Below are 13,784 nucleotides of genomic sequence, written 5' to 3' on the forward strand. Positions count from 1 at the left end.
TGCTGCGAGCGTTCAGACGACATTCCCCGAAACCCCTGAAACAGAGGAGTCATCTTCGTGAACGTCCCCCTCCCCGCGGCTGGAGCCCATTCGGGCGCCGGCCGTCGGCGCACCAGACTCACAGCCATCATGACCGGCATCGCCCTTGTGGGTGCTCCGCTCGTCGTCGGCGCTTCGTTCGGCACGACAGCCGAGCCGCAGGCCATCGCTGCCGAGGCGGTTCAGCCGCTGCTCAGCACCGCCTCGACGACCTGGAAGTACTCAGATAACAACACCGACCCGGCTGCGGGCTCGGCTGATCGACTCAGCTGGACCACTGCATCCTTCGACGACTCGAAGTGGAAGAGCGGCAAGGGCTCGTTCGGTGCGAAGCACGGCGCTGCGACCGGCATCGGCGGCCACACCGCGAACACTCTGCTGACCCAGTACATCGGCGACAGCAAAGACGACGTGCCGACCTTTCACTTTCGCACCAAGGTGAACGTCACGAAGCAGCAGCTCGCGTCGGCGACGGAGTTCACCGGCACCGCACTCTACGACGACGGCGCGCAGATCTTCGTCAATGGCGCCAAGGTCGCCGGGCTCTCGGACGAACGTGTCGAGCAGGCTCCTGAGGCTCAGCGCAATCTGATGTATGCCGGCAGCGGGGCGAGCGATCCGGCGCCGGCGACGTTCAGCGTGCCGTCGACCGCGCTGCACGAGGGCGAGAACACGATCGCCGTGGCGCTCTACCAGGATCGCAAGAGCAGCTCCGACGTCTACTTCGATCTGCAGTCGCTTGCCCCGGCGCAGCCTGAAGCTCCGGTTGACCCGACCCCGCCCACCGACGTGGTGCTCACCGTCGGCGACGACGAATCGCAGCGTCGCCTGAACTGGTACACCGCCACTTCGACCGACCAAGCCGTGCAGGTCGCGAAGCAGGCCGACGTGACCGGCGATCAGTTTCCGGCCGACAAGGCCAAGACGATCGCCGCATCCGCCAAGGGTAAGACGACCAGCGGCGAGTTCGCGCACGACGCGACCATCACCGGGCTCGAGCCGAACACGACCTACGTCTACCGCGTCGGCAGCGATGTGACCGGCTGGGCGGCAACCGAGACCTTCGCCACCAAGGCGTTCTCGGGCGACTATGAGTTCCTCTTCTTCGGCGACCCGCAGGTGGGCGCCTCGGGCAATCTTGCGAACGACGAGAAGGGCTGGGTCGACACCGTCGACGTCGCCGAGCAGACCTACCCGAACAGCGAGATGCTGTTCTCGGCAGGCGACCAGGTCAACACCGCCTCGCGTGAAGACGAGTACGACACGTTCCTGAAGCCGAAGCAGATGCGCCAGGTGCCGCTGGTGCCGGTCAACGGCAACCACGACGTGGGGTCGAAAGCCTACGAGCAGCACTTCTCGGTGCCGAACTGGGATCAGGAGCACGGCAAGGCGACCAGCGCGACAGCATCGGGCGGCGACTACTGGTTCATCTACAAAGACGTGCTCTACGTGGTGCTCAACTCGAACAACGGCGACACAGCCAGCCACAAGGAGTTCGTCGACCAGGTCGTGAAAGAACAGGGTGCCAAGGCCAAGTGGAAGGTGCTCGCGTTCCACCACTCGATCTACTCGATCGCAGCTCACGTCAACGACAAGCAGATCAAAGACCTGCGAGCCGCACTGCCCACGATCGCCTCTGATGCCGGCTTCGACCTGGTGCTGCAGGGCCACGATCATTCGTACACGCGCACCTACCTGATCAAGGACGGCGAGCTAGCGAACCCCGACGAGACCGCAGCGCAGGGCACGGTCACCGCCAAGCCCGGCGAGGTGCTCTATGTCACGGCAAACTCGGCCAGCGGCTCGAAGTACTACGACATCACCGCGCCCGATGCCTGGTACGCCTCGGTGCAGAACCAGGAGAAGGTGCGCAACTACTCGCACATCGCTGTGACCGACGACTCGATCACCGTAAAGACGCTGCGCAGCGAGCAGAAGGGTGACGACAAGCCGGTGAACAGCGTCGTCGACGAGGTCAAGCTGCAGAAGGTCGACACGACTGCGCCTGCGCTCACCGTGCCGGCTGACGGCACGATCGAGCAGGGCGCCGAGTTCGACCCGCTCGACGGGGTCAGCGCCGTCGACGTTCGCGATGGCGACCTGACCGGCTCGGTGAAGGTCGAGGGAACGGTCGACACCGCGACTCCCGGTGCCTACACGCTCACCTACACGGTGACTGACGCCGCGAACAACGCAGCGACCGCGAAGCGCACGGTGACAGTGGCTGCGAAGGCCACGCCGACGCCTGAGCCTGGTGAGGGCACGGGCGAAGAGGGTACGGGGCAGAACGATGCGCCGCAGTCGCCCGCTGACCAGTCTCCTGCATCCGCTGAGCAACCCGCCGCAGACCAGCCCGCCGCTGAACAGCCCGGGCACCTCGCTCAGACCGGTGCAACCGGGGCCGCCCTCGCCGTCGGTCTGCTGCTTGCGGCCGCCGGTGCGGTCACCCTGATCGTGCGGCGTCGCCGCGCATGACGATGACCTGCGAGGCTCGGCGATGACCGTCGCCGACCTGAGGCAGGCCCGTGCCGCTCGCTCGCGTTCGTCGGTCGTTCCGACGTCGCGGCGGGCGGCACAGGCGTTGCGCCGTCTGGCCGTGATCGCGAGCGGAACGTCGCTCGTCGTGGGGATCGCCTGCGCGGCAGCTGGCTGCGTCTCGGATTCCGCCCAGCCCGAGCAGTCTCTCAGCGCTACGACCGCGCCCACGCTCTCGGCAGAAGCCACGGAGGCCGGCTCGGACGCCGCATCCGCCGCAGCCGGCCCGGCAGACGTGGTCGACGTCGCCGGCGCGACGATCGCACCAGATGCGCTCGCGACGACGTCGGCGAGGTTCGGCTCGGTCGTCGTGGTCGTTCCGGGGGATGCCGCAGGCGACGCCCGCAGCGCATCTGCGGCCGTGATCGAGGCCGTTCGTTCGCAGGCCGACGCTGTGCGACGCGTCGACCTCGCCGTGGCAGAGCAGGACGACGCCCGGCTGCAGGAGCTGGTGGACGATCATCCCGCCCTGATCATCGTGGTGGGCGCAGCGCTCAACGCGGTCGTCGACCGCGTCTCGGCCAGCAGCCTCGATCAGCGGTTTCTGCTGGTCGGCGCACAGCTGCCCGAACCCACCGATAACGTGGCGGCGGTCGTGTGGCCGGGCGCCGATCAACGCGACCAGGTCATGGGCGGCGGGGGAGCATCCGCGTCATCGGGCGGGGCGCTTGCGGCTCGTGCCGCCGAGGCTGTGCCGATCGGTCTGCGGGCGGTGTCTTCGGGGCGTTCTGGCCCCGTCGTCGCGCTGGGGTAGCGGGGCGCGGGCGAGCGTGGAGGGCAGGCTGGCCTCGGTTTGAGCGCCCACGCAGAGTCGTGTCACATTGAGAGCTGACGAGGGGGAGGCCGGCCCGCGCACGGATCCGCTGAGGCGGGCGCCGTTCCGCTGAAATTGAGCTGATCTGAGCGGAACGGTGTCGTGGCCGGCGGATCCGTGCACGGGACTCACTGCGCGGGGCCGAATCTGTACTTTCGGTGGATGCTGTGGCTGGTTTCGGTGCGAGTGTGCAGAAGGCGTGGGCATCAGCGCGCGAAGGTTACAGCTTCTGTACTTTCGGTGGATGCTGTGACGGGTTTGGAAGTGAGGCGGCAGAAGGCGTGGGCGTCACCGAGTGATGGTCGCGTGTTCTGTACTTTCGGGCGGCAGATTTGGCCCGGTCAGCAGGCTCCGCGCGCAGATTCTCACGGATGAGCCTGTGCGCAAGTGACCAGCTCACCGCCCGCGCGCGATGTACGCAGCCATCTCAGCGGCTGGGACCATGCTGCCGCCGGTCGCCCAGGCCACATGCGTGGCGCGAGACATGCGCTCGTCGGTCAGTCGCATCCGCCGGCGGTACGGATCGTCAGCGGGCAGCGACGCAAGCCGCACGAACGAATCGATGCCCACCGTCGACGAGGGCTCTATGTCGATGCCCTCGCTGTCGTGCAGCAGGGCGAGCAGCTCGAACATGTGCGCATCGGGCACGGTCGCGCAGGCGTCGACCAGATGCCGAACGGTGTGGGCGACAAAGCCGGAGGGGCGGGCACAGGCGAGCCCGTCGGCCGCGGTCACGTTGTCGAGGCCGACCGCGTGCACGTCGATCTGGTCGTCGAGGCCGGATGCGAGGCCGAGCAGCATGCTGGGGCTGCGGGCCGGCTCGACGAAGACACAGTGCACGGCGTCGCCGAACGCGTGCTTCGCGCCGAAGGTGATGCCGCCGGGCCCGCCGCCGACGCCGCAGGGCAGGTGCAGAAACAGCGGATGCTCCTCGTCGATCACCACGTCGAGCGCCTCGAACTGCGCTTTGAGACGGTGGGCGGCGACGGCGTAGCCCAGAAACAGGCTGGGAGAGTTCTCGTCGTCGATGAAGTGTGCCAGCGGGTCGCCCTGCGCGCGCTCGCGGCCGGCGGCCACAGCCGTCGAGTAGTCGCCCTCGTGCTCGAGCACCTCGACGCCGTCGTGGCGCAGCCGGTCTTTCTTCCACTGACGCGCGTCGGCCGACATGTGCACCGTGGTGCTGAACCCGAGCTTCGCTGCCATGATGCCGATCGAGAGCCCCAGGTTGCCGGTCGAGCCCACCGACACCGAATGGCGCGCGAAGAACTCGGTGAACGCCGAGTCGGCGAAGCGCCGGTAGTCGTCGCGGGTGGTGATCATACCGGCGTCCAGGGCGAGCGACTCGGCATGGCGCAGCACTTCGTAGATGCCGCCGCGTGCCTTGATCGAACCCGAGATGGGAAGGTGGCTGTCGAGCTTCAGCCACAGGTTGCCAGGCAGCGGCGTGCCGGGCAGCGACATGCCGGGTTGGGTGCTGCTGGGCTGGGCTCTGCTGGTCTGGGTGCTGTCTGTCGTGCCGACGGATGCCGTGCTCGTGCTCGCATGTCCGGCTGACGTTGCTCGGTCTGGTGATGGCGCCGCAGCATCCGCTGACACGCCTGACAGGTTCAGGCTCTCGCCGAGCCGCTGCTGCAGGCTCGGCACCGCTGCCAGCGAAGACTCGATGATGCCGAGCGTTCGCCCGGTCTCGGGAAAGACCAGTGCGAGGTATGGGGCGAACCTGCGCAGGCGTTCGGTCGCATCTGCGATGTCTGCGGCGCCGAGCACGGGGTATTGAGATGCCGCAGGTGCTGCAGACGTTGGTGCTGCCATGGATGCTGAAGATGCTGATGCTGATGCTGATGTTGCTCGTGCGGCTGCAGCTGCCGCAGCTGTGGCAGGTGTTGCTGCTGTTGCTCCTGTCGCTGATGCTGTAGCAGGCGCTGGTGCCGCGAGCTCTGCGGCCGTTGGCGCCGGGGCCAGTGCCTCGTCGGCTGCAAGTACGTCGGGGTCGGGCCAGAACACTGATTCACCGGCACGAAGTCGCATGAGTGCGGCTGCGCCCAGGCGGTCTCTGAGGCGGTTCTCCAGACTGTTCGGCAGATCGGTCACTGCATCCATGCACTGATGATATGCGCCTGTTCGCCTGTGCAGCTACAGCATGGTCTGGTCTGCCTGCAGCGATCGCTCGGAGCAGGCACGGTTCGCTCAGGATCGCTCGATCTGGAGCGAACGAGGTACAGACGGAGCGAACGCTGCAGGTGCGTGCCGGAACCACAAGGCTCAGGCGCTCAGCGAGCTCTGCAGCGCCGCAACCTCGGCATCGGTGAGTCCGTTGCGCAGCAGGTATTCGACCGCACTGCCATACCGAGTGTCGAGGTGGTCGATCGCAGCCTCCAACGCTTCGGGCGGGGCTTCGGCGATCAGCGTGCGCAACGCATCCGTCACAACCGCACCGGCGGCCTCGACCTTCGCAAGCGTGCCCTGCAGCCAGCGCCCGGCCAGGTTCGCGGTGGTCTCGGCGTAGTCGGCGACGACGGCATCCTGCGGCACGCCGACGGCGAGCAGCAGCAGCGCGACGGTCACGCCGGTACGGTCTTTGCCCGCCGTGCAGTGCACCAGCACCGCGCCGCGATCTTCAGCCACGTCACGTGCGATCGCAACGAAGACCTCGGCATCGTCGTCGAGCATGCTGCGGTAGAGGTCGGGCAGCGTGGGCAGTCCGGCGAGGCTCGCCTGGAGCGAGCCCTCGAGCAGCGGCAGGTTGAGCGTGCGTACGGCCCGCCGAATGCCGAACGCGTTGGGCAGACCCTCGCGCTCGCGGGCGGTGCGCAGATCGACCACCGTGTCGATCGGACTGGCCTCGAGCCACTGCGACGCCTCTGGGCTGAGCGTGCCCGGCGCCGCGCTGCGATACAGGCGCTGCGAGCGGGTCTGCCCACCGTGTGCGAGCGGCAGCCCGCCGACGTCGCGCAGGTTGATGAAGCCCGGCAGGCGGATGTCGCGGGAGCGCATCGAGTCAGATTGCGTGAAAGCGTGGTCGGCGGCAGACATGTGTTCAGGCTATCGTGCGGGCACGACGCTGTGCAGCGCGCCTGAGATGGGCCATACGCCGCAGCTCGCTAGGCTGGTTCGATGACTGCAGACGCCAGCTACGACCACATCATCATCGGCGGGGGCGCGATGGGCTCGGCGACCGCCTGGCAGCTCGCCCGTGCCGGCAGGTCGGTGCTGCTGATCGAGCGCTTCGCACAGCTGCACGCTCATGGCGCGTCGCATGGGGCGAGTCGCAACTTCAACATCGCCTACACCGAGCCCGACTACCTCGATCTCGTTGCCGAGGCCGGGTATCTGTGGCGTGCGCTCGAAGCCGAGACCGACACCCGCGTGCTCGACTTGGTCGGCTTGGTCAACCATGGTGCCGGCGAGTCCGAGCACCACGACGAGCTGCTGCATCAGCATGGCTTCTCGGCGACCACGCTGACGCCGCACGAGGCGCAGGAACGCTGGCCGGGCATCCGCTTCGACACTCGTGTGACATACACGCCTGACGGCGGCCGACTGAACCCCGACCGTGCGATTCCCGCGCTGCAGGCTGCTGCGGTCCGACACGACGCCGAGTTCCGGTACGACACCGCGGTGCGCGCGATCGAGGTCGCCGCCGACGGCCAGACCGTTCGTGTGAGCACCGATGATGCGACCTACTCCGCACCTAGTCTGGTCGTCACAGCAGGTGCGTGGGCGCATCCGCTGCTTGACGGGCTTGTGGCTCTGCCGCCGCTGCGGGTCACGCAAGAGCAACCGGCCCACTTCGCCCTGACCACAGCCGGCGCAGCCGATGGTGCTGCAGCACTCGTCGGCGTCGACGAGGCCACGCAGACGCTCTGGCCTGGTTTCAACCACCTTGCGGCCTCAGGCGACCACCGCACCGACTGGTGGTACTCAGATGTCTACGGCATGCTCACCCCCGGCGAGGGCGTCAAGGCCGGCTGGCATGGCACCGGGCCGGTGGTCGACCCCGATCATCGCTCATATCAGCCCGAACCCCGACAGCTGGCTGCGCTGCAGCGCTACGTGCGCGAATGGCTGCCGGGCGCCGACCCCGATCGTCTGGTGCCGGTGAGCTGCACGTACACCACAACTCCCGATGAAGACTTCGTCGTCGACCGACGCGGCCCGATCGTGGTCGGCGCCGGCTTCAGCGGGCACGGCTTCAAATTCACTCCCGCCGTGGGGCGGATGCTGGCTGATCATGCGTTGAACGCCGACGCCCGCCCGATGCCACGGTTCGCGCTCTCGCGGTTTGGGCTGTAGGGGATATGGTCTGCCACAAGTAGTCAGACGACTTGAGTCGTGATGACGTGAGCATGGTCCATGAGATGTGGTAGTCGATTCTGGAGAGCGTCATGACTGTTTGCCTTGCAGATTCGGAGAGCTTGTACGGGATGGGGTGCGATAGAGAGAAGATTTACCTCGCCGACAAGTGTTCCGGAGCGACACCAAATAGCCCAACGTGCACACGCACTGGAGTCTGCTGAAATCCAACGTTGGGATAACTCCGGTTGGAATGGGTCGATGCCGCCGAGCTCGTCTACGAGTTTTTGGAGCTCCTGCTGACGTACCTCTAGTGGACGGTTTCGAAACAGATTCCTAGCCACAGGAACGGGGGTTGATCCGAGGCCTTTTCTTGCCCGAATTGCATGGTCAAAAGCTGCTACGGCCGCTTCTGTTTCGGGCCATAGCTGAATCGCCTCTGCAGGTACACCTATGCTGCCACATACTTCGGACAGAATATATGCGGCAGTTTCCGCTGCGGGGTACTCAGCGGTGTTCGCGAAAACGACTGTTCCAATCTGCGAGCGCGCGTGCCATCGCATATTTGACGAAAAGCCGGGGAGCCCTCCCGAATGTTGCACGATGCGTCCGAGACGATGGTCTTGTTCAACGATCAAACCCATCCCGTATCCTGTGTTGTCAAGATCCCGGCTGAGTAGGCGGTCATCGGAGGAATGGATTGGTGTATGAATCCGTTGCATCTCACGACGGCTCTGTGCTGAGAGTACAGTGGCCCATCTCTTGTTCATGACAGAATCCTGTTCATGAAACGCGCTGCTGAGAAACTGTGACCATCGTGCGATGTCGTCAGGTGTGGAGAAGATGCTGCCGATGCAGCCCAACGCACCACCTTCAATGAACGGAACCTCTTCCCAAGTTAGTTGAGAGTCGAACGACAGGTACCCGTGTGCGATGTGAGAAGTCTTCGAAACCGGTACTGTGTACGACGTGTTAGTGAGGCCCAGTGGGATGAAGATATTCTCTTTAATGTACTGTTCGATCGGTTGACCAGTCACACGTTCGAGCGCGCGTCCGACAAGAGACATGCCTATATTAGAGTACTGATACAGCATGTTGGGAGGGAACGTCAGTCTTAAGCCTTTATCCGATACTAAAGCGAGAAAATCGGATACAGGAATGTCAAGATTATCATCAACCCACGGGTTGTCTTCCGGAAGTCCCGACCGGTTAGACAGAAGCATTTCGAGAGTGATCTGGTCTGCGAGTGAGTGATCATCTGCGCATGTATCAAGATGAAACTTGTCTCTGAACTCTGGAAGTGCGTGAGAAAGCGAGTCTTGAAGTGAGAGAAGATGACGTTCTTGAAGCTGAAGCGCAGCAGCGGCCAGAAAGCTCTTCGACATCGATGCGATACGATAGATCGTCTTTCGTGTGGGCTTAGCGCCAGACATTTTGGCCAGTCCCCATCCACTCCAGCTGACAATTCCCGAGGTGTCAAAGACGGCTGCGCTCACGGAAGGTGCCGCTCGAAAACGTGGATCTGCCAGCGCGTTAGTAAGTGCTTCTCGCGCTATGTCCGCTGTGACGGCCTTGGGGAAGATAGGTGAAGACATCCTGGTTCTTTCATTAAGTGGCGATCGATCGACTTAGGTGTGAAGGAGAAGAGGCCGGCAGTGCTGGATCGGCGACCAAGCCGAAAGCCTGCGCGGGTCGTGAGGGCCCTCAACAGCAGATGACCCTCACGACCCGCGCCATGGCCTACTTGGAAAGCCAGGTATCTTTCAGCGTGTAAGTTCCCACTGTAGAAACTTGGAAGCCGTGCACTGCACTCGACATGGCGAAGAGTGATGGTGTGTAGGCAGTGAGAATGAGCGGAGCATCCTCAGTGACCTGTTTCTGGAGATCACTATAGAGCTGGGTGCGTTCGTTCTGGTCATCGGTCTTTACAGCAGCTTGGGCGAGACGATCAACCTCGGTATTGCTATACCCTGTGTTAATCGTGTTCCCTGTGGTAACAAGGAAGTTAATCATCTGATCCGGGTCAGTGATGTCACTTGTGACGTACGACGTCATCATGTCGTAGTCACCAGAACGGCGCAGGTTCATGATCGCTGTTCCATCCATGACCTGAATATCCAGTTGGACACCGAGTTCCTTCCACGCTTCCTGCGCGATCTGGGCCACTTGCTGGCGATCATTCATGCCGCTCTGTACCAAGATAGTGGCTTTAAAACCATCTGGGAAGGAGGACTGCTTCAGCTCTTCTTTTGCCTTTGCTATGTCGTATGGCAGTGCTTCGATGCTCGGGTCGTGGCCCCAGAGGCCATCCGAGAGGAAAGTTGTCGCTGTTTTACCAACGCCATGATAGACATTCTGAGTCACTGCGTCACGATCCAGTGCCATTGTCAGTGCTCTGCGGACGTGGCTATCTTTGAATGGTTCTCGAGCGCTATTAAGTGCAATATAGTTGACTTCTGTTGACTGAAACTTACCCAGCTGAATCTTGCTATTGCCTTCGAGTGACTTAACACTCGCTGGATCGAGCCCTTCGTTGATCTGTACCTGATTCCCCTGCAACTGCAGCTGTCGAGTGTTGTCGTCCGAAACGGTCTTGAACGTCACTGAGTCCAAGTGCGGGAGCCCATCTTCCCAGTAGTGTTCATTCTTGGCGAGTTTGAGATGCTCGCCTTTTTTCCACTCGTCAAGCTTGAATGGGCCGGTGCCAATTGGGTGCTCACGGAAGTCTTTCTCAGACTGACCGCCAAAGTTGGCCGGGTAGATAGCCGCTGCGAAGAGTGCCAGGTCAGCTGGCAGAGGTGCCCATGGCTGTGACAGGGTCAGCTCGACCGTGTCATCGCCAGCGGCTTTTACATCTGTGATTGCAGTGAAGAGGTCGGTCCAGAGTTTGTCTTCTCGAGCTTCACGAGCGTAGTTCAGAGACCAGACCACATCTTCAATAGTGAGGTCTGTGCCATTTGAGAATTTGACGTTTGGTCGTATCTTGAACTTCCAAGTGAGTTGATCGTCAGAAACGGACCATTCGCTGGCTAGTCCAGGCTCCACTCCCGAACCGTCGACTTTGTTTCTCGTCAGAGTGTCGAAGATCTGCTGCTCGGTCCAGATATCTGGATTATTGTTCGATTGCGCAGGAAGCAGGCCTTCTGGATCTTCGCTTCGCGCCATGACAAGATCACCACCGCTGACTGGCGTCCCATCGGATGATCCGGAGCTTCCGCCTCCAGAACAACCTGTCAGGACGATAGCTCCCGCCGTTAAGCAGGAGAGGATGATCATTAGACGTCGCTTCTTCATTTTCTGGTCTCCTAGTCGTGTGCTGTGTATACGTTGCTAGAGGGGAAGATCGATGCGCTCGGTAGGTGTTGCTCTCCGTATGACGTAATCGCTGTCAAACTTGGGAATGGACGCAATGAGCTGTTGCGTGTAGCTGTTCGTAGGTGAGTCGAAGATTCTCTGTGTGGGGCCTTTCTCGACGATCTGACCGTGATAGATCACAGAAATCTCGTCACAAATCGAACGTACGACAGCAAGGTCGTGGGCAATGAATAGAATTGACAACCCGAGTTCCCGGCGTAGATCAGCCAGCAGGTTGATGATGCCTGACTGCACGGAGACATCAAGCGCGGCGACTGCCTCATCTGCGATTAGTAGTCGCGGGTTCAACGCCAGAGCACGAGCGATAGCTACACGTTGTCGTTGGCCTCCGGACATTGACGATGGATAGGATCCCAGCAGCTTTTTAGGCAACTGCACGAGGTCCATCAGCCTTTCGGCTTGACTGCGCTGTTCCTTGCGGGGCACGATTCGATGAAATGAGAAGAGCTCAAATAACATCGAGTCGATGGTCATTCTCGGGTCTAGCGAGGCGTAAGGGTCTTGAAAGACCATTTGGATGTCTCGTGTCTGAGAGCGCTTGCGGCGTGGCGAAAGCTGAATGCCATCGAATTCAAGAGTACCTTCGTACTCGGTCTGCAAACCGACGACCACTCGTGACAGGGTGGATTTTCCGGAACCTGATTCCCCCACGAGCCCTGCAATTGATCCCTGTTGCACCTCGAAGCTGACGGCATCGAGAGCGGTGACCTCCTCCTTGTCACGTCCTCTGCCGACGCTGAAACGCACGCTTACGTCGTGCAGCGACAGCAACGGTCGAGCGCACTGTTTGGCTAGCTGTGTCATCGCAGGACCGGTTCTTCCTCAAGGACTGATCCTTGGTCATTGACTCGAACACACGCAGACTGCTGAGTTGGGTGCGGAGTGGGGTGTAGGGCATAGAACGCATCTGTCATGCAGATGTCAGTGGCGAACTGGCAGCGTCCGGCGAAGGGGCAGCCGTTTCCGCGGTCTGTAAGCATAGGAGCCGATCCAGGAATCGTCTTCAATCTGCCTCGGGGCCCGTCGAGGCGTGGAGTGGACTCGAGCAGCGCCGCTGTATATGGGTGAGTAGGTTGATTGAAGACTTGTCTTAGACCGCCATGTTCCATGGCTTGTCCTCCGTAGAGTACGGTGATCGAATCACAAATCTGCGATACCACGGCGAGATCGTGTGTCACGTAGAGGAGCGCAATGTTGTCTTCTGCACGCAGTGTGTTGAAAAGGTCGATGATCTGCGCTTGTATAGTGACGTCGAGAGCTGTGGTCGGCTCGTCGCATAACAGAACTTTGGGGTGGCAAGCGACGGCAGCCGCGATCATTACGCGTTGTCTCATACCGCCAGAGAGTTCGAATGGGTATGAGTCGACCCGTTTCTCGGGCTGTACGATACCGACTTTATCGAGCAATTCGATAGCTTTCTGGCGACTGGCAGACTTGCTGAGACTTTCACGCTCTTGCAGGACATCGCTGATTTGCTCGCCGACGGTTGCAATCGGGTTTAGGGCAACCGCGGGCTCTTGAAACACCATCGAGATCCCTGTGCCGCGAATGCTATCGAGGTACCCTCCGCGGTCTCCGTGTAAGAGATCGACGCCATCGAGAGTCACGCTTCCTTTTGTGACATGGGCGTTGTCAGGCAGAAGACCCAGTAGTGCTCTCAGCGTCAGGCTTTTGCCAGATCCAGACTCACCGACCAGGCCCATTGCCTCTCCAGAGCGGACGCTGAATGACAAATGGTCAATTGCGCGGTAAGGGGTATCTCCGATCACTACATCGACGCAGAGATCTTCTACGTGAAGAAGCGGTGAATCTGTCATTCTCATCTTCTCACTTTCAGTGTGCGAGCCAAGCCGTCGCCGAGCAGAGCGAGTCCGAAACTGGTGAGCACGACAGCGATACTCGGGTAGAGAATCAGTGAGTACTGACCTGCGATGATAAATTGCTGTCCATCATTCATCATCTGACCCCAGTCAGGTGTCGGCGGTACAATTCCCAGTCCGAAGTAACTGAGGGTGACGATCACACCGATGTTCATCACGATATCGCTCATGCCATACACAATGGCCTGTGTGGCAGTATTGGGAAGTACATGGCGTATCAGAATTCGTTTGTGGCTTAGTCCAGATGCTTTACAAGCGGCGATGAAGTCTCGATCTTTGAGGATGACTGTCTCGGCTCGAACGATTCGGCAGTAGGCAACCCATGAGACAAGGCTGATAGCCACGAAGATACTGGTAGGGCCGTTGCCCAGCACAAATACCAAGGCAATGATCAGAACATAAAATGGGAACGCGACGACAACATCAGCGATGCGCATGATAGCCGCATCGATCCAACCGCCGAAGTAGCCAGCAATCGCACCGAGAAGCGTTCCCAGTAAGAAAGGAACGACGACAGCGATTGCGGCGATCGCCAAGTTAGTGCGTGCACCATAGAGGAGTCGAGCCCAGATGTCGCGGCCGAGTTGATCAGTGCCTAGCAAATGGCCGTTACCGGCTGGCGCCCAAGCATCCATCAGACTTTGTGCCGTCGGATCGTGCGGGGTCAGCAAAGGGGCGGCGATACCAGCCAAAACGATTCCTCCGACGATCACACATCCCACCCAGAGGGAGATATTGTGACGGCGCAGGAACGCCGGCAGGGGAAGTCTGAATCTGCTCACCTGCTGAGGTAAAGCAGCCACTGTGGTGACACTCATAGATGCTCCTTCAGAAACGCTGGTTGGTGG

The 13,784-nt window shown here is 61.4% G+C and carries 10 protein-coding genes; 3 read left to right on the forward strand and 7 right to left on the reverse strand.

Features of this window, described 5'->3' with window-relative positions; all coding sequences use genetic code 11:
- The first annotated feature begins 57 nt into the window (after window positions 1-57).
- Together F8O07_RS01975 and F8O07_RS01980 are read left to right on the forward strand one after the other, a co-directional pair.
- Window positions 58-2,514 (forward strand): immunoglobulin-like domain-containing protein, encoded by a 2,457-nt coding sequence (locus F8O07_RS01975; RefSeq protein ID WP_158030495.1) that lies wholly within the window; start codon window positions 58-60, stop codon window positions 2,512-2,514.
- Between the two features lie 22 nt (window positions 2,515-2,536).
- Window positions 2,537-3,328, forward strand: a complete 792-nt coding sequence (locus F8O07_RS01980; protein ID WP_158030496.1) for a hypothetical protein — start codon at window positions 2,537-2,539, stop codon at window positions 3,326-3,328.
- A gap of 456 nt (window positions 3,329-3,784) precedes the next feature.
- Here the strand turns inward: F8O07_RS01980 and F8O07_RS01985 are convergent, their stop codons facing one another.
- Entirely contained in the window at window positions 3,785-5,200 is a 1,416-nt protein-coding gene (locus F8O07_RS01985) for a D-serine ammonia-lyase (RefSeq protein ID WP_158030497.1), read from the reverse strand.
- Between the two features lie 450 nt (window positions 5,201-5,650).
- Entirely contained in the window at window positions 5,651-6,421 is a 771-nt protein-coding gene (locus F8O07_RS01990) for a tyrosine-protein phosphatase (RefSeq protein WP_158030498.1), read from the reverse strand.
- Between the two features lie 81 nt (window positions 6,422-6,502).
- Here F8O07_RS01990 and F8O07_RS01995 point away from each other — a divergent pair, with 81 nt between their 5' ends.
- Complete coding sequence (locus tag F8O07_RS01995; RefSeq protein ID WP_158030499.1) at window positions 6,503-7,681, forward strand: FAD-dependent oxidoreductase; 1,179 nt, start codon at window positions 6,503-6,505, stop codon at window positions 7,679-7,681.
- Window positions 7,682-7,704: 23 nt separating this feature from the next.
- Here the strand turns inward: F8O07_RS01995 and F8O07_RS02000 are convergent, their stop codons facing one another.
- The 5 genes from F8O07_RS02000 to F8O07_RS02020 all read right to left on the reverse strand — a co-directional run bounded on the left by F8O07_RS02000 (window position 7,705) and on the right by F8O07_RS02020 (window position 13,754).
- Window positions 7,705-9,177, reverse strand: coding sequence for a serine hydrolase domain-containing protein (locus F8O07_RS02000; RefSeq protein WP_192496588.1), 1,473 nt, complete (start codon window positions 9,175-9,177; stop codon window positions 7,705-7,707).
- A 244-nt stretch (window positions 9,178-9,421) separates the two neighbouring features.
- Entirely contained in the window at window positions 9,422-10,975 is a 1,554-nt protein-coding gene (locus F8O07_RS02005; RefSeq protein WP_158030501.1) for an ABC transporter substrate-binding protein, read from the reverse strand.
- Between the two features lie 36 nt (window positions 10,976-11,011).
- Window positions 11,012-11,860: an ATP-binding cassette domain-containing protein gene (locus F8O07_RS02010; RefSeq protein ID WP_158030502.1), complete on the reverse strand. Its 849-nt coding sequence runs from the start codon at window positions 11,858-11,860 to the stop codon at window positions 11,012-11,014.
- Complete coding sequence (locus tag F8O07_RS02015) at window positions 11,857-12,873, reverse strand: ABC transporter ATP-binding protein (protein ID WP_192496589.1); 1,017 nt, start codon at window positions 12,871-12,873, stop codon at window positions 11,857-11,859. The genes F8O07_RS02010 and F8O07_RS02015 overlap by 4 nt, the downstream gene beginning before the upstream one ends.
- Window positions 12,874-12,875: 2 nt before the next feature.
- Window positions 12,876-13,754: an ABC transporter permease gene (locus F8O07_RS02020; RefSeq protein ID WP_158030504.1), complete on the reverse strand. Its 879-nt coding sequence runs from the start codon at window positions 13,752-13,754 to the stop codon at window positions 12,876-12,878.
- Window positions 13,755-13,784: the final 30 nt, after the last annotated feature.

The sequence above is a fragment of the Pseudoclavibacter sp. CFCC 13796 genome, assembly GCF_008831185.1.
Taxonomy (GTDB): Bacteria; Actinomycetota; Actinomycetes; order Actinomycetales; family Microbacteriaceae; genus Pseudoclavibacter_A.

Bases quoted from the DNA above. Each gene is read 5' to 3' on its own strand.
- F8O07_RS01980 (WP_158030496.1), top strand. From the start codon at position 2,537: ATGACCGTCGCCGACCTGAGGCAGGCCCGTGCCGCTCGCTCGCGTTCG.
- F8O07_RS01985 (WP_158030497.1), bottom strand. From the start codon at position 5,200: ATGGCAGCACCAACGTCTGCAGCACCTGCGGCATCTCAATACCCCGTG.
- F8O07_RS01990 (WP_158030498.1), bottom strand. From the start codon at position 6,421: ATGTCTGCCGCCGACCACGCTTTCACGCAATCTGACTCGATGCGCTCC.
- F8O07_RS01995 (WP_158030499.1), top strand. From the start codon at position 6,503: ATGACTGCAGACGCCAGCTACGACCACATCATCATCGGCGGGGGCGCG.
- F8O07_RS02005 (WP_158030501.1), bottom strand. From the start codon at position 10,975: ATGAAGAAGCGACGTCTAATGATCATCCTCTCCTGCTTAACGGCGGGA.
- F8O07_RS02010 (WP_158030502.1), bottom strand. From the start codon at position 11,860: ATGACACAGCTAGCCAAACAGTGCGCTCGACCGTTGCTGTCGCTGCAC.
- F8O07_RS02015 (WP_192496589.1), bottom strand. From the start codon at position 12,873: ATGACAGATTCACCGCTTCTTCACGTAGAAGATCTCTGCGTCGATGTA.
- F8O07_RS02020 (WP_158030504.1), bottom strand. From the start codon at position 13,754: ATGAGTGTCACCACAGTGGCTGCTTTACCTCAGCAGGTGAGCAGATTC.